General features: G+C 76.7%; 15 protein-coding genes. 9 read left to right on the top strand and 6 right to left on the bottom strand.

The features are described from left to right. Positions 1-94: 94 nt before the first annotated feature. Complete coding sequence (locus ACRYM2_RS00520) at positions 95-709, bottom strand: TetR/AcrR family transcriptional regulator (RefSeq protein WP_432519089.1); 615 nt, start codon at positions 707-709, stop codon at positions 95-97. Positions 710-1,369: 660 nt separating this feature from the next. On the opposite strand from ACRYM2_RS00520, the gene ACRYM2_RS00515 reads away from it, so the two are divergent. Beyond that, positions 1,370-2,221, top strand: a complete 852-nt coding sequence (locus ACRYM2_RS00515; RefSeq protein ID WP_432519088.1) for an MBL fold metallo-hydrolase — start codon at positions 1,370-1,372, stop codon at positions 2,219-2,221. Positions 2,222-2,327: 106 nt separating this feature from the next. Here the strand turns inward: ACRYM2_RS00515 and ACRYM2_RS00510 are convergent, their stop codons facing one another. Beyond that, positions 2,328-3,260 carry a LysR family transcriptional regulator gene (locus ACRYM2_RS00510; protein ID WP_432519087.1) on the bottom strand — a complete coding sequence of 311 codons (933 nt, stop codon included), beginning with the start codon at positions 3,258-3,260 and terminating at the stop codon, positions 2,328-2,330. A gap of 144 nt (positions 3,261-3,404) precedes the next feature. On the opposite strand from ACRYM2_RS00510, the gene ACRYM2_RS00505 reads away from it, so the two are divergent. The 7 genes from ACRYM2_RS00505 (at position 3,405) to ACRYM2_RS00475 (ending at position 9,232) form a co-directional block, all read left to right on the top strand. Continuing rightward, on the top strand, positions 3,405-3,695 hold the full coding sequence (locus tag ACRYM2_RS00505) for a putative quinol monooxygenase (RefSeq protein WP_432519086.1): 291 nt from the start codon (positions 3,405-3,407) through the stop codon (positions 3,693-3,695). Between the two features lie 86 nt (positions 3,696-3,781). Beyond that, on the top strand, positions 3,782-4,309 hold the full coding sequence (locus ACRYM2_RS00500; RefSeq protein ID WP_432519084.1) for a cupin domain-containing protein: 528 nt from the start codon (positions 3,782-3,784) through the stop codon (positions 4,307-4,309). A 122-nt stretch (positions 4,310-4,431) separates the two neighbouring features. Continuing rightward, positions 4,432-5,169, top strand: a complete 738-nt coding sequence (locus ACRYM2_RS00495) for an alpha/beta fold hydrolase (protein ID WP_432519083.1) — start codon at positions 4,432-4,434, stop codon at positions 5,167-5,169. A 61-nt stretch (positions 5,170-5,230) separates the two neighbouring features. Continuing rightward, positions 5,231-6,208, top strand: a complete 978-nt coding sequence (locus ACRYM2_RS00490; protein WP_432519081.1) for an alpha/beta hydrolase — start codon at positions 5,231-5,233, stop codon at positions 6,206-6,208. Positions 6,209-6,387: 179 nt separating this feature from the next. Next, on the top strand, positions 6,388-7,413 hold the full coding sequence (locus ACRYM2_RS00485; protein ID WP_432519080.1) for an SLAC1 family transporter: 1,026 nt from the start codon (positions 6,388-6,390) through the stop codon (positions 7,411-7,413). Between the two features lie 159 nt (positions 7,414-7,572). Further along, positions 7,573-8,463, top strand: a complete 891-nt coding sequence (locus ACRYM2_RS00480) for an alpha/beta fold hydrolase (RefSeq protein WP_432519079.1) — start codon at positions 7,573-7,575, stop codon at positions 8,461-8,463. A gap of 49 nt (positions 8,464-8,512) precedes the next feature. Continuing rightward, complete coding sequence (locus tag ACRYM2_RS00475; protein ID WP_432519077.1) at positions 8,513-9,232, top strand: hypothetical protein; 720 nt, start codon at positions 8,513-8,515, stop codon at positions 9,230-9,232. A gap of 76 nt (positions 9,233-9,308) precedes the next feature. Here ACRYM2_RS00475 and ACRYM2_RS00470 read toward each other — a convergent pair whose 3' ends face one another. Together ACRYM2_RS00470 and ACRYM2_RS00465 are read right to left on the bottom strand one after the other, a co-directional pair. Then, entirely contained in the window at positions 9,309-13,757 is a 4,449-nt protein-coding gene (locus ACRYM2_RS00470) for a SpoIIE family protein phosphatase (protein WP_432519075.1), read from the bottom strand. A gap of 45 nt (positions 13,758-13,802) precedes the next feature. Then, a complete protein-coding gene (locus ACRYM2_RS00465) occupies positions 13,803-14,738 on the bottom strand; it encodes an MBL fold metallo-hydrolase (protein ID WP_432519073.1) in 936 nt (311 codons plus the stop codon). Between the two features lie 219 nt (positions 14,739-14,957). On the opposite strand from ACRYM2_RS00465, the gene ACRYM2_RS00460 reads away from it, so the two are divergent. After that, positions 14,958-16,850, top strand: a complete 1,893-nt coding sequence (locus ACRYM2_RS00460) for a hypothetical protein (protein WP_432519072.1) — start codon at positions 14,958-14,960, stop codon at positions 16,848-16,850. Here ACRYM2_RS00460 and ACRYM2_RS00455 read toward each other — a convergent pair. Together ACRYM2_RS00455 and ACRYM2_RS00450 are read right to left on the bottom strand one after the other, a co-directional pair. Next, entirely contained in the window at positions 16,847-18,211 is a 1,365-nt protein-coding gene (locus ACRYM2_RS00455; protein ID WP_432519070.1) for an FtsX-like permease family protein, read from the bottom strand. The two genes, ACRYM2_RS00460 and ACRYM2_RS00455, sit on opposite strands and share 4 nt — an antisense overlap. Beyond that, on the bottom strand, positions 18,208-18,972 hold the full coding sequence (locus ACRYM2_RS00450) for an ABC transporter ATP-binding protein (protein WP_432519069.1): 765 nt from the start codon (positions 18,970-18,972) through the stop codon (positions 18,208-18,210). Before ACRYM2_RS00450 ends, ACRYM2_RS00455 begins: the two co-directional genes overlap by 4 nt. Between the last annotated feature and the right edge of the window lie 408 nt (positions 18,973-19,380).

Here is a 19,380-nt window from a genome sequence, read left to right as displayed (position 1 = left end):
CGGCTCTAGGCGGTGGTGGTGGCTCGAACAGTTCCACAGCTCGTCGGTGATCGCTGACGCGGTCGGGCGTCGAGGTCTCCGGCTCCTCACCGCGTCATCTGCGCAGGAACCCCTTGGCCTCCGAGAGTGCCGCATCGAGTGCCTCTGAGACCATCTCGAACCCATCTCGTTGAGCGCAGCGGTGCAGTGCCAGTTCCCAGGCGGCCAACACGATGGAACACGGCAGTCGTGCAGAGGGGTCAGTGGGCGTCAACCCCTGCCGAAGGGCGAGCGCGTGGGCCAGCTGGTCGATCCACTCGTCCATCCTCTGCAGGTGCCTGCGGCGCAGCTCCGGGTTCTCGACGTTGAGCCGCATGACCGTCCGCATCAACGGAACATCCTGCAGGACCGCCTCGACGGCCACGTCCATCGCGGCACGCAGGGCCTGCAGCGGTGTCTCACGAGCCGGTCTGTCGAGCAGCCGGACGGCGGCATCTCGCCCCAGGTTCTCGATCGGCTGCAGGACCGCGTCCTCCTTGGACGCGAAGTACCTGAAGAAGGTCCGCCCGGAAACCCCGACGGAGGCGGCGATCGCCTCCACCGTGGTACCGGAGTACCCCACCTCCTGGAACGAGCGCATGGCGGCCGCCGACAGCTCACTGCGGATGGCGTCCTTGGTCCTCTCGCGCACACCCTTCGGCGTAGTTGAACGTTCAGATGGCAGCTCCATGGCTCGAGGGTACCTCCCGTGTCATCCACTACCCCTGTGTCATCGCGTGACAATCCACGGCGAGCAGTCGCAATGAAGCGGAGAGGTCGAACGATCGACGAGCTTCCGCACGACGTGAGCACGAAGTCCTCGGCACCCGACGACGTGGCGCGACACGGCCGCACCACGGCTCACGGCGGCGAGGTCCACGACGGGGAGTCGACGCACGCTCGGCGACGGCACGACCCACCGGCGCCTCCCTCCTCACAAGACACGGGCACCCCACCGGCCTCTGGCCGGGATGACCGGCCGGCCGTGCGGCCCGTGCGACCCGGGGAGCCGCAGTCGCCGGCAGCGCGGGTGTGCCGCCGCTCGCTGACGTGCGGTCGTGGACGAGTCGCTCCCGCTGCCGAACTGCTCACTCGGGCGCCCGGGTCGGCCCGACTCCTCACGCGATCGAGGTGGCAGGGGTGTCGGCGATCACCGTCGACCGAGCGCCTCCAGGATGTGCGGCACCGACCTCGGCAGGACGGTCACGACACGAGCACGCTCACCCCGACGGGGTCGGCCTGCGACGCCGCACGTCTTCCTCGGTCTCTCGCCGACGTGTACAGTCATGCACCGTCTAGCTGTCATAGGCTGACAGATAGTCACTCACTGAATCTTAGAGGAGATGCTCCCATGACCGACAAGATCACCATCGGCGAGTTCACCGTCACCGTCCTGACGGACGGCGCGTCCCATCTGCCTCCCTCGGCCTATCCGGGTGCCGACTTCTCCCAGTACCCCGACATCCTCGACGTCACAGGAACCCACAGGATCCGACTGGGCGCCCACCTGGTGCAGGGTCCGGGTGGGCCGTTCCTCGTGGACGCCGGCGCCGGAGAACTGTCGATGCCCTTCCCCGCCGAGCTCGCCGAAGCCAACTGCCTGACCGACCCGCCGCTCACCATGGCCAGCGCCGGCGCGCTCCCCGCCGCCCTGGCCGCGGAGGGAGTCGAGCCCGAGGAGATCACCAAGATCTTCATCACTCACCTCCACCTGGACCACGTCGGGTGGATCATGAAGGACGGGCAGCCGTTCTTCCCCAACGCCACCGTGTACTACGGGGCCGAGGACTGGGCACTGCTCGTCGACGAGGCGCCCGCGGACGACCCCACCCGAGTCCTGATGGAGGCCGCCGAGAAGGCGGGCATCCTTCAGACCTACCCCGCGGGCGAGAGCCAGCTCCTCCCCGGCGTCAAGGCCGTCCACGCGCCTGGCCACACCCCCGGCCACGTCACCGTGACGCTCAGCTCCCAAGGCAAGGCGCTGTGGTTCGTGGGCGACCTGATCGAACTGCCCGCCCAGTTGAACGACAAGAACATCCACTTCATGACCGACGTCGATCGGGACCTGGCCGGCAGCGCACGTGATCGGATCTTCGAGCAGGCCAAGGAAGAGGGCATCGTCATCGCAGCGTCACACCTGAGCAACCCCTCCTTCGCCCTCATCACCGATGACGACACCTGGGCGGACGCCACTCACCACTGAGCTCGACGGAGCCGTGTCCAGCTGGCCCGCTGCGGCAGACGACGTCGGAGGTCGTCCTCGCGTCACGGACCTCACCGGTCCGGGCCTGTCACGACGTGCGTGGTCACTACGACTCGCCCCCAGCCGGTGGCTCGGAGTGCGGGGCCTGACGTGGTGACGGGTGCGGGGGGACGCCCCGCTCGACCAGGGCCCGGGCGAGGTCGCCCGCGAGCTCGTCGGAGCCGCTGGGCATCAGGACGACCAGTTCGCGCTCCAGCACCGGCTGCACCGGCACCACCGTCCCCGTGAACCCGTCACCCAGCGCGCTCACCGGCACCAGGGCGGTGCCCAGACCGGCGCACGCCAGCTGCGCGGCGGTCGCCGCGCTGCGGGTGCGCACGACGATCTCGAAGCGCACACCCGCGGCCGCCGCGAGGCCGTCCAACCAGGCGGCCAGCCCGTTGCCGGCGCTGAACCCGACGACGGGGTGCGCGGCCACGTCCGCGAGCGTCCGCCCCGCACCCGGTTCGGCGAGCGGGGAGCCGGGAGGCAGCACCAGGACCACCTCCTCACGCCCGACGAGGCGGGTGCTGCCCACCCAGTTCGTCGGTCGGGGCGTCAGCCCCAGGTCGGCGCCGTCGGAGTGCAGGTGCTCGGCGAGGGCGTCCGCGCTGGAGAACTCGGCCAGTTCCAGCTGGACCCGGGGGTGCCCGGCGCGCCAGTCGGCGAGGACGGGGGCGAGCAGCGGGGCTGTCGTGCTCTCCACGCACGCCACCCGCAACCGGCCGGTCGTGCCGGCGGCGACCGCCCGCCCCACCCGGGTGACGGCCGCGGCCGCGGCCAGCGCGGCCCGCGCGTCGCGCTCCACGGCGCGTCCGGCACTGGTGGCGGACACCCCGCGCGGCAGGCGGTGCAGCAGCGGTGTCCGCAGTTCCCGCTCGAGGGAGGCCAGCTGGTGCGAGAGAGCGGGTTGAGAGGTGTGCAGGCGGCGGGCGGCCTCGGTGAGGGAACCGTGCTCGAGGACGGCGACGAAGCACTCCAGGGCGCGCAGGGTCGGCACGGGAACACCATAGGCGAGGGGTGCGGGTCTTCGATGGCAGGACCAGGAAACCCGCATGGCACCCCGGGACGAGCGGCGCGGCGACCTCGGTTGCAGACGGCAGCAGGACACCGACCGCACCACCGATCGCTGGAGGAGAGACCCGTGAGCACCACCGTCGTCGCCGAGATCCGCCCGTTGCCCGGCCGGGAGCCGGAGGTCGAGCGGGCGCTGCGCGCTGCCGTCGCCCGCGTCGTCGCCGAGGACCGTGGCTGCGAGCGCTACGAGCTGAACGTGGATCCCGCCGACCGGTCCTTCGTCATGGTGGAGCGCTGGAGCGACGAGGCCGCCCTGGCCGAGCACGCCGCCGGCCCCGCCTTCGCCGAACTCGGCGCGGCGCTGGAGGGCCTGCTGGCGCAGCCGATCGGCGTTCGTCCGCTGACCCCGCTGGACTGAGGGCCGGGGCGGTCGTCCTACCGATGCCCGGGCGGCTGGGGGTCCGCAGCGTCCGGGAGGTCGATCCCACAGCGATGGAGGAGAAGATGAGCAGACCAGACATCCAGCGGCTGCGGCCCACGCTCAGCGACCCCGACGTCCAGACTGCCGTCTGGTTCCTGGGCGCGCTGGTCACCACCCGGCTCGACAGCTCGACCACGGGCGACGACCTGGCCGTGCTCGAGCACCGGGGCCGCAACGGCTACAACAGCCCCCTGCACCGCCACCTGCACGACGACGAGACCTTCCTGGTGCTCGACGGCGAGGTGGAGCTCGTCGCCGACGGCGAGCAGCACACCGCGCGGGCCGGGTCGACGGTGTTCCTGCCCAAGCACACCGTCCACGGGTTCGTGGTCGCGAGCTCGACCGCGCGGTTCCTCACGCTCCACAACCCCGGCGGCTTCGACCGGTTCACCCGCCGAGCGGGCTCACCCGCCGTCGCCGGCGCGGTCGTCGGCGACGACCTCGAGCTGCCGACCGGGGTCGTGCCACCGGCACCGGAGGAGCTCACGCGGATCGCGGCGAGCTACGGCATCGAGATCCTCGGGCCGCCGCCGGTGCCGCGCGCAGCCTGAGCACGGCGGCAGGGCAGTCATTGTCCTGATGCCTCCGGCGGGCCGGCGGCGGCAGGGTCGGGCCTGCACCCCGGGGCGACCGGGGTGCACCGACCACCACCGATCGACCCCGAGGAGCACCGATGCCCGAGCATCCCCCCACCGTCGTGCTGGTGCACGGCGCCTTCGCCGAGTCCGCCAGCTGGGCTCGCGTCGGCGAGCTGCTGCAGGCGCGTTCGCTGCAGGTGCTGGCCGCGGCGAACCCGCTGCGCAGCCTCGCCGGGGACGCGCGCTACGTCCGCGACGTCGTGGCCTCCGTGGGCGGCCCGGTGCTGCTCGTCGGCCACTCCTACGGCGGCGCGGTCATCACCGCGGCGGCCGAGGACGAGGAGGCCGTCGTGGGCCTGGTCTACGTCGCGGGCTTCGCCCTGCAGCCGGGCGAGTCGGCGCTGGAGCTGTCCGGCCGCTTCCCGGGCAGCACCCTCGGCGACACCCTGCAGACCTACCCCGTCGCCTCCGGCGGCGACGAGTTCCGCATCGCGCCGGACGCCTTCCACCAGCAGTTCGCCGCCGACGTCCCCGCCGGGCAGGCCACCGTCATGGCGGTCACCCAGCGGCCGGTGACGCGGGCGGCGCTCGCCGAGCCGCTGGTGGCGCGGACCGCCCCGTGGAACGCGCTGCCCTCGTGGTTCGTCTTCGGCGACGCGGACCGCAACATCCCCGTCCAGGCGCACCGCTTCATGGCCGAGCGCGCCGGCGCGGCCGCCGTCCGCGAGGTCGCCGGAGCCTCCCACGCGCTGGCCGTCTCCCAGCCGGAGGTGGTCGCGGCGGTGATCGCCGAGGCCGCCGCCACCGCCGGCCAGGTGCCCGTCCCCGCCTGAGACCCGCGACCCCGGCTCAGAACCCCCGAACCGTACTCCCACCCCGACCCAGGAGGACCCCGTGCCCGAGATCGAGATCGTGCTGGAACCCGCCGCGCAGGCGTTCGTCGAGGCGAACTCCACGCCGCCGTTCCTCTTCCAGCTCACGCCCCAGCAGGGCCGTGAGATCGCCACCCAGCTGCAGTCGAACTACCCGGACCTGCTGCCGGTGGACCAGGAGGACCTGGAGGTCCCCGGCGGCCCCACCGGGTCCGTCCCGATCCGCATCACCCGCCCCGCCGGGGCCCCCGGGGCACTGCCGGTGATCATCTACACCCACGGCCTGGGCTGGGTCTACGGCGGCAAGGACACCCACGACCGCCTCGTGCGCGAGATCGCCGTCGGCACCGGCGCGGCCGTCGTCTTCACCGACTACTCCCTGGCTCCGGAGGCGAAGTACCCCACCGCCATCGAGCAGGTCTTCACCGTCGCGCAGTGGGTGGCCGAGAACGGCGCCGAGCACGGTCTGGACACCACCCGCATCGCCGCCGCCGGCGACTCCGTCGGCGGCAACATGACCGCCGTGCTCGCCCTCATGGCCAAGGAGCGCGGCGGGGTCCCGCTCTTGGCGCAGGTGATGTTCTACCCCGTCACCGACGCAGACTTCGACACCCCCAGCTCCCACGAGTTCGCCGAGGGGTACTTCCTCTACCGCGAGGGCATGCAGTGGTTCTGGGACCAGTACACCACCGACCCCGCCCAGCGCGCCGAGCCCTACGCCTCCCCGCTCAAGGCCACGATCGAGCAGCTCACGGGCCTGCCCCCCGCCCTGGTCATCGTCGGGCAGGCCGACGTGCTGCGCGACGAGGGCGAGGCGTACGCGAACAAGCTGCGCCGCGCCGGCGTCCCCGTCACCGCGACGCGCTACCAGGGGATCATCCACGACTTCGTGGGCCTGAACCCGCTGCGCGCCACCAACGCCGCCGAAGGCGCGATCGACCAGGCCGTCGACTTCCTGCGCCGGGCGCTGGGCACCGCCACGCCCCCCACCGCGTCCTGACCACCGCGGTCCGAGCACCGCGGTCGGAGCACCGCGGTCCGAGCACCGCGGTCGGAGCACCGCGGTCCGAGCACCGCACCACCGCACCACCGGGTCGGCGCGCGCCGGGGGACGCGCCGGCCCGGTGGTGACCCACCGCGACGGATGCCCAGGAAGACCCAGGAAGGACCGCGAGGACCGTGACCGCCACAGACCCGATCGTGCCTGCACCCGTCCCCGCACCCGCTGCGCCCACCGACCCGGTGGCCGCCACCCGCGTGCGCCTGACCCCCAACCTCTTCGGCACCTCCTTCGGCCTCACCGGCCTGGCGGCGGCGTGGACCGCTGCAGCGGCGGCGACCGACCTGCCGACCTGGCCCGCGACCGCGCTGTGGGTGGCCGCCGCCTTGGCACACGTCGTGATCGCCGTCGCCTACCTCGCCGACGCGCTCGCGCACCACCGGCTCGCCTCCGACGTCGCCGATCCCGTCCTCGGGCCGTTCACCGCGCTGGGGTTCGTGCCCGTCATGCTGCTGGGGGCGTGGGTGTTCGGCTACCAGCGCACCTTCGGGCAGGTCGTCGTCGTGCTCGGCGTCGTCGGCACCGTGCTGCTCGGCGCGCACCTCACCGGCGGCTGGATCAGCTCCCCCGGCCCGCTGCAGCGCTGGCACCCGGGCTACTTCCTGCCCAGCGTGGCCGGTGGTCTCGTCGCCGCGCAGTCGCTGGCGAAGGTCGGCTGGCACGAGGCCGGGCTCGTCGCGTTCGGCTACGGCGCGATCTCCTGGCTGGTGCTCGGCTCGATCCTGCTCGTGCGGCTGATGACGCAGCCGGCGCTGCCGGCGCCGCTGCTGCCGACGATGGCCATCGAGGTGGCCCCACCCGTCGTCGCCAGCAACGCCTGGTTCGCCCTCAACGGCGGCCGCTCCGACCTCGTCGTGGTCCTGCTCGCCGGGTACGGGGTCTTCATGGCGCTGGTGCAGCTGCGGCTGGTGCCGCTGTACCTGCGCTCCAGCTTCGGGCCGGGTTTCTGGTCCTTCAGCTTCTCCTACGCGGCGCTGGCCACCACCGCCGTCACCTGGCTGCACCTGACCGCACCCGCCGGCGCCACCGGCTGGATCGTCGCCGTGCTGGCCGTGCTGACCCTGGGATACGCGGCGCTGATCGCCCGCACCGCCCTCGCCCTGACCCGGGGCCGGTACTTCGCCCGGGTCCCCGTCCCCGACTGAGGCGGCCGAGCGCGGGTACCCAGCGACGTCAGCCGCCGCTCCGGTCCCCGCGGGGGACGCCGCAGGACTTCGACGTCACGCAGCGATCGGACACGAAACCCGACCTGGAACCCCCACCTGGAACCCCCACCCGGAACCCCGGACCACAGGAGCCCGACGATGACCACCACCTCCGAACGTCCCACCACCGAGGACCACGCCGAGCCCACCGGCGCGGCCGCCGCCCCCAACCGGTTCGTGCAGGTGGGCGGCGACACCTTCGCCCACCGCCGCTTCGGGACACCGTCCGCGACGCTGCCGCCGCTGCTGCTGCTGCAGCACTTCCGCGGCAACCTCGACTTCTGGGACCCGATCCTGCTCGACGTCCTGGCCGCCGACCGCGAGGTCATCACGGTCGATCAGCGCGGGGTGGGCGCCTCCACCGGCGCCACCCGCGACGACGTGACCGCCACCGCCACCGACACCGCCGCCTTCGCGGCCGCGCTCGGGCTGGAGCACGTGGACGTCCTGGGGTTCTCCCTGGGCGGGCACGTCGCGCAGGAGCTCGCACTGCGGCACCCGCGCCTGGTGCGCCGGCTCGTGCTGGGCGGCACCGCTCCGCAGGGCGCGCCGAACCTGCACCCGTGGAGCGACGACGTCCACGCCCTGGCCACCGCGGACGTCACCACGCCGGAGGACTTCATCGCCCTGTTCTTCAGCGGGTCCACCGAGAGCACCCGCGCCGGCTGGGAGCACCTGGCCCGCACCTCCGCCCGCCGGCAGGACCGCGACGAGCCGACCGACCTGGCCACCCGCGACGCCCAGTACACGGCGCTGATGACGTGGGGGATCCCGGAGTCGTCGAAGCTGGAGCGGCTGTCCGCGATCCGCCAGCCCACCCTCGTCGCCAACGGCGACGACGACACGATGATGGACAGCCGCAACAGCCTGCTGCTGGCCGAGCGCATCCCGGGGGCGCAGCTGCGCCTGTACCCCGACGCCGGCCACGGCTTCCTCGACCAGTACCCGCGACTGTTCGGCGAGCACGTGCGCGCCTTCCTCGGCCGCTGAAACCTGCGCACGCAGGACCCCGACGACCACGAGAACCCCTGGAGGAACCATGACCCACCTGCTCGAGAAGGTGCTGAAGGCCTACGGCGGCGTGGACCGCTGGCGGGAGGTGGAGACCATCTCGGCCTACCGCGTGTTCGGCGGCGGCCTGTGGGACCTCAAGCAGGTACCGGGCATCGTCGACGAGGGCGAGATCACCGTGCAGGTGCAGCGCGAGGAGGCCGTCCTGAGCCCCTTCACCGCCCCCGACCGGCACGTCACGTTCACCGGTTCGCGGGTGGCCGTGGAGACCGACGCCGGGGAGGTCGTGGAGGCACTCGACGACCCCGTGGCCTCCTTCACCGGGCACGGCGTCGAGACGCCCTGGACGCACCTGCAGCTGGGGTTCTTCTGCGGGCACGCCATGTGGACGTACCTGACCGAGCCGTACGTCTTCACCCGCCCCGGGGTCGAGGTGGAGGAGATCGGCCCCTGGTCCGAGCGGGGGCAGACCTGGCAGCGCCTGCGGGTGCGCTTCCCCGACGAGATCGTCACCATGAGCCGCGAGCAGGTCGTGCACGTCGACGGCGACGGCCTGGTGCGGCGCCGGGACTACCAGGTGGACGTCATGGGCGGCTCCCCCGCCGCGCACTACCTCTCGGGGCACCGGGAGGTCGGTGGCATCGTCGTCCCCACCTCCCGGCGCATCTTCGTGCGCGGTGAGGACGGCCACGCCCTGCCCGAACCGCTGCTGGTCTCCATCGAGCTGACGGACGTCACCGTCGCCTGAGGTCGGCGCTGCCGAGGAGCCACCCGGAGCACGGCACCTGCCCGCGGCCTCGCCGCGGGCAGGTGCCGTCGTGCGTTCAGGCGGGCACGCCCGCGGGGACGGCAGCACCCAGCCGGGCGGCCAGCACCGTCACGTCGTCGTCGCTGGTCTCGCCGGCGACGCGCTCCAGCAACCTGTCCACCAGCGCCTGCGGCGGCAGGTGCGCCTGGCCGGCCAGGTCGGCGCGCAGCCGCTCCAGCCCGCCGCCGGCGTCCTGCGAGCGCGTCTCCAGCAGCCCGTCGGTGACCAGCAGCAGCGTCGAACCGGCTGGCACCTCCTGCTCGTGGTCGCGGCGCGCGGCCCGCGGGTCCACGCCCACCGGCAGTTCCGGAGCGCTCACCAGCGGCAGCACCCGCCCGTCGGGCAGCAGCACCAGCGGCGCGGGGTGGCCGGCGTTGGACCAGCGCAGCCGGTAGCCGCCGGAGGGCGCCGGCGCCAGCCGCAGCACCACCCCGGTCGCGCCGGCGGGCAGGTCGAGGCGCTCCACCGCGCGGTCCAGCCGGGTCAGCGCCTGCGCCGGGAGGTCCTCGAGGGCGTGGCTGGCCAGCACGCCGCGCAGCAGCGCGGCCGCGGCGGCGACCGCCGGGCCGTGGCCGGTGACGTCACCGACGACGAGCACCGTGGAGCCGTCGTCGGCGGCGAACGCGTCGTACCAGTCGCCGCCGACGTCCCCGCCGGCCCCGCCCTGCGGGCCCGGGCCGGCGGCCTGGCGCCGGCCGGCCAGCTGCACGTGCGGCGTCGAGGTCAGCTCCCCGGGCACGACCGCCTGCAGGGAGCGCAGCAGCGAGCGCCCCCGGGCGGCGGACAGGCAGCGCTCCAGCGTCTGCGCGCACCCGGCCGCGAACTCCTCCAGCGTCCGGCGCAGCTGCGCCGGCAGTTCCCGCTCGGCGTCCCAGCCGATCAGGAGGAATCCGGTGACCTGCCCGGAGACCGTCAGCGGCACGTCCGCCAGGGCGCGCAGCCCCGCCGCGCGGACCACGCCCTGCACGATCGCGCACCCGGTGCTGAAGGTGCTGAGGTCCTCGTGGAAGTCGCCGCGCCCGCGCCGGGCCGGGTCCAGCGAGGGCGACTCCTGCGCGAGCGAGGCCGTGCGCCAGCCGTGGGCGTCGACGTCGAGGCCGCCGCCGCGCACCGACCAGTGCCGCACCACCCGCGGGCGCGGACCGCGCAGCACGACGCTGACGAGCGCGGGTCCCAGCTCGTCGACGAGCTGCCGCGCGGCCGCGGCGGCCACCTCGTCGACGCTGACGGCGGTCACGACCGCCTCGGCGAAGCGGGCGAGCAGCGGCGGGCGGGAGACTGCCGGGGCGGCCGGGGCGACCGGGGCGGCCGGGGCGGCCGGGGCGGCCGGGGCGGCCGGGGCGACCGGGGCGACCGGGGCGGCCGGGGCGACCGGGGCGACCGGGGCGACCGGAGCGGCGACGACGACCCCGGTGCTGGGGACGGCGCCGCCGGGGACCGCGGGCGCTCCCGACGGTTCGGGCGCGGGTGCGCCGGGGTGCTCCACCGCCGCGGCCGGGGCCTCGATGGCATCGCGCAGCTGGGTGCGGTGGGTGATGCCCAGCTTGGGGAACACCTTGTACAGGTGCGCGGCGACGGTGCGGTGGGAGAGGTAGATCTTGTCGGCGATCTCCTTGTTGGTCATGCCGCCGGCGGCCAGCCGGGCGATCTGCAGCTCCTGCGGGGTCAGCAGCAGGGCGGGGTCCTCGCGGCCGGTGCGCGCCGCGCCGGAGGGGACGACCCCGGCGGCGCGCAGCTCCGCGCCCGCGCGCTCGGCCAGGGTGCGCGCACCGGCCGACTCGAACGCCGCCAGCGCGGCGGCCAGCGGCTCGCGGGCGTCGAGGATGCGCCGCTGCCGGCGCAGCCACTCCCCGTGCAGCAGCTGCGTGCGGGCCAGCTCCAAGCGCGAGGGGCCCGGCGCGCCGACCCGGGCGGCCGCCTCGAAGGCCGCCTGCGCTCCGTCGACGTCACCGGCCTCGGCGCTCAGCAGCGCGCGGGAGCGGTGCACCAGCGCCTGCAGGTGCGGGGCGTGCAGCAGCTGCGCGCTGCGCTCCACCTCGGCCACCGCGGCCACCGCGGCGCCGACCGCGTCGGCCCGCCCGGCGCGCACCGCAGCCTCCACGAGGTCGCCCAGGGCCAGGGCGGCGGTGGGCGGGTGCACGTCCACGCCCCGCAGCTGCTCCCAGGCGTCGCCGGGGCGCTGCTCGGCGAGGGCGACGAGACCGGCCGCCCAGCGGCGGGAGGCGACGGTGATGGCAAACGGCTCGGGGCCGGTGGCCTGCGCGGAGCGCGCGCAGGCGGCCAGGGCCTGCCCGTGCTCCCCGCGCCAGGCGTGGGCACGGGCCAGCGCGGCCTCGCCGTAGCCGGCCATCAGCATCTGGTCGCTGTCCACGGCGATCCGCAGGCTCAGCTGCAGGTCCGCGACGGCCTCCTCGAGGTGGCCGGTGACCACGCGCAGGCAGCCGCGCCCCAGCAGGGCGTGCGCCTCGTCGGAGAGGGCACCGGCCTCGTGGGAGCCGCGCACCGCGGCGTCCCACACCTCGTGCGCGCCCTCGAGGTCGTGGACGGCCTCGGCCACGTGCGCGACGTGGGCGACGGCGTCCGGCTGGTGCTGCGCGGCACCCGCGGCCAGGCTCGGGAAGCGCCCGCGGACCCGGTGGGCGTGCCGGTGCGGGTCCAGCGCGGCCAGCGCCACGTCCCGCAGCGGGTGGCCCGGGGGGACGTCGAGGGCGGTGAGCGCCTCTTCGACGGGGCGGCGCTCGCGCTCGTCCAGCCCGAAGCCGGAGGCCTGCACGGCGGCGCGGAAGAGCAGGGAGACCCGCTCGGCGGGCGCGCCGGCGCCGTCGGGGCCGCCGAGCCGGTCGGCGAGCTCGACCAGGCCGCGCACCAGGTCCACCGGCCCGCGGTTGTCGCTGCCGTGCACGACGGCCAGCGCGCTGGCCGTGGTGGCGAGCCGGGTGACCACGACGGGGTCCTCGGCCAGCGGCGCGGCCGCCCGCACCGTGCGGGCCGCGTCGGCGGCCAGCCCGGCGCGCCGGGCGACCTCGGCGGCGGCGGCCAGCCGACGCACGCGGGCGGGCAGCCGCGGGCTCAGCGCCGCCGCACGCTCCAGCGCCGCGAACGCCTCCTCGGGCGCCCCCCGCTGCACGGCGCGGTGCGCGCTGGCCTCCAGGGAGGCCGCGACCTCCTCGTCGGCGACGTGGGTGCCGGCGGCGCGGTGCCAGGCGGCCCGACCGGCGTCGGTGGCCACGGCGGCCAGCGCCCGGTGCGCCGCGGCCCGCTCGGGCAGCGCGGCGCCACCGTAGACGGCCGAGCGCACGAGGGGGTGGCGGAAGCGGACGAGGTCGCCGCGCACGCTGACGAGGTCGGCGCGCTCGGCGGCGTCGAGGTCGTCGACCGCCTGCTCGGGGACCCCGCTGGCCGCGGCCAGCCGGGGCAGCGGGATCTCCCCGCCCTCGGCCGCGGCCAGCAGCAGCAGCCGGCGGGTCCCCGCCGGCAGCCGGTCCACCTCGGCCAGGAAGGCCCGCTCCAGGCGCTGGGTCGTCGGCAGGCCCTGCCCGGGCGGGGGCACGGAGGCGAGGCCGGCCAGGGCGGCGCCCAGCTCGCGCAGCGCCAGCGGGTTGCCCCCGGCCTCGTGCAGCACGCGGGCGCGGGCGGCGGGGCGCAGCCCGCCGGCGGTGGCGTCCAGCAGCGCGGCCGCGTCGGCCGGCTGCAGCGGGAGCAGCTCAAGGCGCTCCCAGGGCGCCGCCCGCCAGGGGGCGGGCCGGGCGCTGCTGGTGCGCGCGGTGGCGAGCAGCAGCACGGGGGTGGTCGTCAGCCGGCGCGCCACGAAGGCGACGACGTCGGCGCTGGCCGCGTCGAGCCACTGCAGGTCCTCGACGACGACGAGCAGCGGGCACAGCGCGGCCGCCTCCTCCAGCAGCCCCAGGGCGGCCAGCCCGACGAGCAGGCGGTCCGGGGCGGGTCCGTCCTCCTGGCCGAAGGCGGTCAGCAGCGCCGAGCGCTGCCGTGCCGGCAACGCCTCCGCATCCCGCAGCAGCGGGTGCAGCAGCTCGTGCAGCCCGGCGAAGCCGCTGCCGGCGCCGGCCTCCACGCCCGTGCAGCGCAGCACCCGCAGCGGGCCGGGACCCGTGGCGGCCTCCAGTTGCGCCACGAGGGTGCTCTTGCCGATGCCGGCCTCGCCCTCGACGACGACGGCCACGCCGCCCGCCCGGGAGTCCGCCAGCCGCCGGCGCAGGTGCCGCAGCTCGGCGTCGCGCCCGAGCACGTCCCCGGCGCCCGCGTGCACCCAGCCCGGGGCCGCGCCGACCGGTGGTGCGCCGGCCGGTGGTGCGCCGTGCAGTGCCTCCGTGGTCGGGAGCGGGGACGCGGCGAGCGCGGTCGCGGCCACCCGCACGCCCTGCCGCACGCCCTGCCGCACGCCCTGCCGCACGCCCTGCCGCACGACCGCGGCAGCGGTCCGGGGGCGGTCATCGACGGCGCTCATGGGGTCCTCCCGGGGTCGACCGCTCGTGGTGCATCTCGCCCGCCCTCACCGGCCGGACGCCCCCGCCGCTCCGGAGGGCTCGCCCTGCGGGGCCGGTGCCCCCGCCGCGAACGCGGAGGTGGCGGAGAGGAAGAGCGTGTAGGGGTTGCCGCGGCTGCCGTGGCGGGCGTCGACGCGGGCGACGAGCTCGTCGGCGCTGTCGCTGGCGGCCAGCGCCTGCTCGTAGTCGACGAGGTACTGGCGCGTCTCGTCGAGCACGCGGGCCGCGTCGTCGTCGGGGGCGCCCGGATCGCGGTGACCGGCGACCACCCGGCGCGCGCCCAGCCGCTCGACGGCGTCCAGCGCGGCCAGCCACTCGTGCCGCCCCGCGGCGTCGGAACCCACCAGCCAGGGGTGAATGCCGTCGTAGGCGACGTCGCCGGAGAGCACGACGTCGGCGTCGGGCACGTGCACGACGGTCGTCGGGCTGGTGTCGCTGCGGCCGACGTCGAGGACGTGCAGCGGGCGGCCCTCGACCTCCAGCGGCCCGGTCAGCGGCGCCGGCTGCGCCAGCCGCGCCGGCAGCTGCCCGGGGAAGAGCCCGTTCCAGACGGCCATCCCCTCCGCGCCCAGCTGGCCGGCGGCCTCGGGCGCCACCTGCGGCAGGCAGACGAGGTCGGCGCCGGGGCTGGCGGCCAGCAGCCCCGCCAGGCCGAGGAAGTGGTCGCCGTGGCCGTGGGTGACGTAGACGCGCGTCAGCCGCTTGCTGCTGGCCAGCACCCAGTCGGCCAGCTCCCGCGACTCGGCATCGGTGACCAGGCCGTCGACGAGGACGGCCTCGCGCTCCCCGGCCACCAGGGTGCTCGTGGTGGCCGGCCAGGTCGCGGGCCGCGCCGGGTCCCAGCCGGGCGCGGGGTTCGCGACCCTCTTGTAGGGGGCGACGTGGACGCTGACCCGCAACCCGCCGGAGGTGCCGGCGGAGGTGGTGGAGGTGGTGGTCACGGCAGCGGACGCTAGGCGCCGCGGGCGGTCGCGGAATCCGTCGAACGACTCAGGTGCACCGCCCGGTCCCGCCGCTGGCGTGCCGCTGCCCCGTGGCCGCCGGCCGCGCCGGGACAGCGCCGGGCGGGGCCGCAGTCATCGTGCTGATGCCCGCGCGGGGCTCGGGCGAGCACGCTCGGCGTGCCCGCCCGAGCGCGTCGGGCGAGCTGAGGAGCACGGATGCTCGAGGAGGACCCGGTGCAGGCGAGACCCCTCGAGGCCCCGGCGCACGCAACGGTGAGCGGACCGGTCACCGGCACCGGCACCGGCGCCCTGGTGGCGCTGGTGGCCGGGCAGCTGGCCGGGCTCCCGGCGCCGACCCGCCGGGCGCTGCTGCTGGCCGCCGCGGGAGCCTCCTCGCCCGCGCCGGAGCTGCTGGCCGCCGCCCGGCGGCTGGGGCTGTCCGCGGACGACCTGCGACCGGCCGCGGCCGGCGGGCTCGTGCGGGTCGAGCACGGCCGGGTGCGCTTCCGGCACGCCCTGGTGGTCACCGCCCTCGAGCGCGAGGCCGCCGCCGCGGAGCTGGTGGCGGTGCACACCGCGCTCGCGGACGCCTGCACCGACGCGGCGCGCGCCGCCTGGCACCGCGCCGCGGCCCTGGCCGGTCGCGGCGACGGGCCCGACGACGCCGTGGCCGACGACGCCGTGGCCGACGCGCTGGAAGCGGTCGCGCTGCGCGAGGCGCGGCGCGGTGCCCGCGCCGAGGCGGTCACGGCGCTGCGCCGGGCCGCGGCGCTGTCCGGGCACGACGGCTCCCGGGCGCGCCGGCTGGCGCGGGCCGCGGAGCACGCCCGCGAGGGCGGGCTGACCGGGGAGGCGGTGCAGGCGCTGCGCGAGGGGTTCCGGGTGGCCGTGGACCCGGCCGTGGTGCGCGAGCTGACGATCACCGAGTGGGTGCTGGCGTACTCCACGGGCGTCACGGCCGGGCACTCGGTCGACGACATGGTGGACGCGGGCCTCGCCGTGGGCGCCGGGGACGACCCGGACGCGGACGACCGGCACGCGGACGGGCTGCGGGTGCTGCTGGCGGCGGCGACGCGGGTGTGGGCGTTCCCGGTGCGGGCGGGCGCGGCCGAGCGGGTGCGCGCGGCGCTGGACGCGGGCGCGGCGGGCGAGGGGCCGCTGGAGCGGGTGCTGCGCTCGGTCGGCCGGGTGCTGCTGGAGCCGGCCGCCGTACCCGCCCGCGAGCGCGCCGCCCTGGCGGACGTCGTGCCCGCGCTGGCCGCCCTGCACCCGGTGGTGCTGCCGGCGGCCGCCTTCGCCGCCGAGGCGGCGCAGGACCTGCGCACGGCCGCTGCCGCCTGGGACACCGGGGTGCGCGCCTTCCACGAGGGCGGGTCGGTGGGCGAGGAGTGCCTGGCGCTGGCAGGCCGGGCCGGCTCGCTCATCGGTGCGGGCCGGCCGGCCGACGGCCTCGCGGATGCGCAGGTGGGCATCCGGACCGCCAGCGACCTGGAGCTGCCGCTGCTGGCCGCCCTGGCCGCAGCCGGCGCCGCCCGCGCGCACGCCTGGCTGGGCTCGCGGGCCGAGGGCGAGGAGGTGGCGCGGTGGGCCCGCGAGCTCGTGCGGGACGAGCCGCCGTGCCGGCTGGGCCGGGCGCGCGGCGCGTGGGCGGTGGGGCTGCTGGCGCTGGCCGACGACCGCCCCGCCGACGCGCTGGCGCCGCTGCACCGGGTCGCGGTGCACGCCACGACCGCGCACTGGGCGCTCGCGGACCTCGTCGAGGCCGCCGTCGCCGTCGGCGACACCACCGGGGTGGCGGCGCGGGTGGCGGCCACCGCCCGCGCCGCCGAGGTCCTCGGCTCCGACCACCTGCGCTGCCTGGTGCACCGGGCGCGGGCGCTGCTGGCGACGGACCCGGTCAGCGCCGAGCGCCACCACCGGGCGGCGGTGGCGGCGGGCCGCACGAGCGGGGCCCCGCTGGAGCTGGGCCGCGCGCTGCTCGCGCACGCCCGGTGGCTGGCCGGGCGCGGGCGGGGCGGCGAGGCGGCGCAGCGGGCCGGCGCGGCCGCCGAGCTGTTCCGGGCGGCGGGCGCGCTGCCGTGGGCCGAGCGCGCGCAGGCGCTGGCCTAGCGCCCCGGGCCGTGCCGCAGCGCGGCCAGCGTGGGCAGCACGGTCGCCACCAGCAGCAGCACCAGCGCCGCCCCGGCGGTGGCCGCCGCCGCTGGCACCCCCGTCGTGGGCGCGGTGCCCGGGGCCGCGGCCGCCACCGTCCAGGTCGCCACCGCCGCGGTCACCAGCACGCCGAGCAGGCCGAGCAGGGTGGCGGTGACGACGTGGACCAGTGCCTCCCAGACCGCGGCGAGCAGCACCGTGGCGCGGGGAGCGCCGGCGGCCAGCAGCAGGGCGACCTCCCCCTCGCGCAGGCGCCCGGCCGTGAAGATTATCGCGGCGGCGCCGACGGCGGCCAGCAGCAGCGGCCCGCCCAGCAGCAGGACCGCCGCCCGGGCCGAGAGCGCGGCAGCGGGCACGTCCAGGGCCGACAGGGCGGAGCGGACGGTGCCGCCGGCCGCGTACAGGCCGCCGGTGAGGGCGACCGCGAGCACGAGGGGAGCGGTGACGGCGCCGCTGCGCCCGGAGCCGTGCAGGACCGCGGCGCGGGCCAGGTGCCAGGAGACCGACAGGCGTGCGGGCACCAGCGCCGTCCACGCGCGCAGCACCGGGACGACGACGAGCGGGCCGAGGGCGAGCAGGACGCCCGCGCTCAGCGGCGCCAGCAGCAGCAGCCCCGTCTCCGCGGCCGCCAGCTCCTCGGCGCTGCGGCGCCCGCCCAGGCTCGCGGTGACGGAGGCGGCCGCCAGCGCCAGCACGAGCGCGAGCACCCAGCGCAGCGGCCCGGGGCGCGGCTGCGGCGGGTCCGGCGTGCGCACCAGCTCCACGGGGTCGGCGCGGGCGGCGAGGGCCGCGCTGCGCCGGCCGCCGAGCAGGACGACGAGCAGGACGGCGGCCACCACCCAGCCGCTGCCGCCGGCCTGCAGCCGCACGCCCTCCAGCCCGCTGGTGCCGGCCAGCAGCCAGCGGCCGGCGGCGGGCACCAGCGGGCGGGCCAGCAGCACCCCGAGCACGGCGCCGGCCGCGCCCACGAGCAGCAGCTGGGCGAGCACGATCGCGCGCACCGCGCCCGGGCCGAGCCCGACGAGCTGCCACAGGGCGTGCGAGCGCCGCTGCAGCCCGACCACCAGGCCCGCCACGGAGCCCAGCACGGCCACCGCTGCCACGAGCGTGAAGGCCAGGACGGTGCCGCTGAGCGCGTACAGGGCCAGCGCCGGCGTGCCGCCGACGCGGCCGGCGGTGACGAGCAGGGCCGCCACCGGGGTCCCGACGGCGGCGGCGGTGGCGGCCACGGCTCCGGCGCCGGCCCAGGTGCGGGGGTCGGCGACGACGTCGGCGACGACGAGGCGGGCGAGCGGGCCCAGCCGTCCGCTCCCGCTCACCCGCGCACCGCGGCGGCGGCCACGGCCTCCAGCAGGTCCGCCGCGCTGGCCCCGCGCAGCTCGACGTGCAGCAGCCCGTCGCGCAGCACGAGGACCCGGTCGGCCAGCGCCGCGGCCTGCAGGTCGTGGGTGACGAGGACGACCGAGCGCGCACCGGAGGCGGCCGCGCGCAGCAGCGCCAGCACCTGCGCGCCGGATGTGGTGTCCAGGGCGCCGGTGGGCTCGTCGGCGAAGACGAGGTCGCGCTCGACGGCCAGCGCGCGGGCGACGGCCACCCGCTGCTGCTGCCCGCCGGACAGGGCCGCCGGCTTGGCGCGGGCCCGGCCGGACAACCCGACGTGGGCCAGCGCCCGCTCGACGTCCTCCTCGCGCACGGCGCGGCGGGCCAGCCGGGCGGGCAGTGCGACGTTGTCCCAGGCGGTGAGGGAGGAGATGAGGTCGTAGGCCTGGAAGACGAAGCCGACCCGCTCGCGGCGCACCCTCGCCAGGGCGCTGCGGGAGAGACCGGTGAGGTCGGTGCCGGCGATGCGCACCGAACCGGACGTCGGGCGTTCCAGACCGGACAGGCAGTGCAGCAGCGTCGACTTGCCGGATCCGCTGGGGCCGACGACCGCCACCAGCTCCCCGGCGGCGACCTCCAGGGAGATGCCGCGCAGCACCGGTGCGGGCTGCCCGTCGGCGCCCCGGTAGCTCTTCACGAGGTCGCGGGCGCTCAGCAGCGGCGAGGTCGTGGCCGGAGCGCCAGGACGCGGCCCGGTCACCGGTGGGGTGCGGGGTGGGGGTGGTGTCCCCGGGGTTCTCATGGTCGTGGACGCTACGGGCGCGCCCGCGGGCCCGGCATCGGTAGAACCACTGGACCCGGGCAGCGGGCCGGCCCGCACCGCGGCGCAGTGGTCGTCCTGCCAATGACGGCCCTCCTGCCCCGCCCCGACGATGGCGGGGGCGGGAGCGCCGGGCGGGCCGAGGCCGTTGTGCTGCACCGCTTCATCGGGCAGGCGCCGGCACCGGTGCGCGCCGCCCTGGGCGTCTCGGTGCTGCAGGTGGGCGGAGGGGTCGTGCTGGCGGCCGCCGACGACCCCAGCGGGTACTGGAGCAAGATCCTCGGCTTCGGCGTCGACGAACCGGTCACCGCCGAGCTGGTGCGCACGGTCTGCGGGTTCTGGCGCCAC

It is taken from the genome of Kineococcus aridisoli (assembly GCF_050871885.1).
GTDB lineage: Bacteria > Actinomycetota > Actinomycetes > Actinomycetales > Kineococcaceae > Kineococcus.
Note: the sequence above shows the minus strand (reverse complement) of the source record. Positions and strands in the feature narration are given on the sequence as shown.

Coding starts and splice junctions, on each gene's coding strand:
- ACRYM2_RS00520 (WP_432519089.1), bottom strand. CDS start 709: ATGGAGCTGCCATCTGAACGTTCAACTACGCCGAAGGGTGTGCGCGAG.
- ACRYM2_RS00515 (WP_432519088.1), top strand. CDS start 1,370: ATGACCGACAAGATCACCATCGGCGAGTTCACCGTCACCGTCCTGACG.
- ACRYM2_RS00500 (WP_432519084.1), top strand. CDS start 3,782: ATGAGCAGACCAGACATCCAGCGGCTGCGGCCCACGCTCAGCGACCCC.
- ACRYM2_RS00495 (WP_432519083.1), top strand. CDS start 4,432: ATGCCCGAGCATCCCCCCACCGTCGTGCTGGTGCACGGCGCCTTCGCC.
- ACRYM2_RS00480 (WP_432519079.1), top strand. CDS start 7,573: ATGACCACCACCTCCGAACGTCCCACCACCGAGGACCACGCCGAGCCC.
- ACRYM2_RS00475 (WP_432519077.1), top strand. CDS start 8,513: ATGACCCACCTGCTCGAGAAGGTGCTGAAGGCCTACGGCGGCGTGGAC.
- ACRYM2_RS00470 (WP_432519075.1), bottom strand. CDS start 13,757: ATGAGCGCCGTCGATGACCGCCCCCGGACCGCTGCCGCGGTCGTGCGG.
- ACRYM2_RS00460 (WP_432519072.1), top strand. CDS start 14,958: ATGCTCGAGGAGGACCCGGTGCAGGCGAGACCCCTCGAGGCCCCGGCG.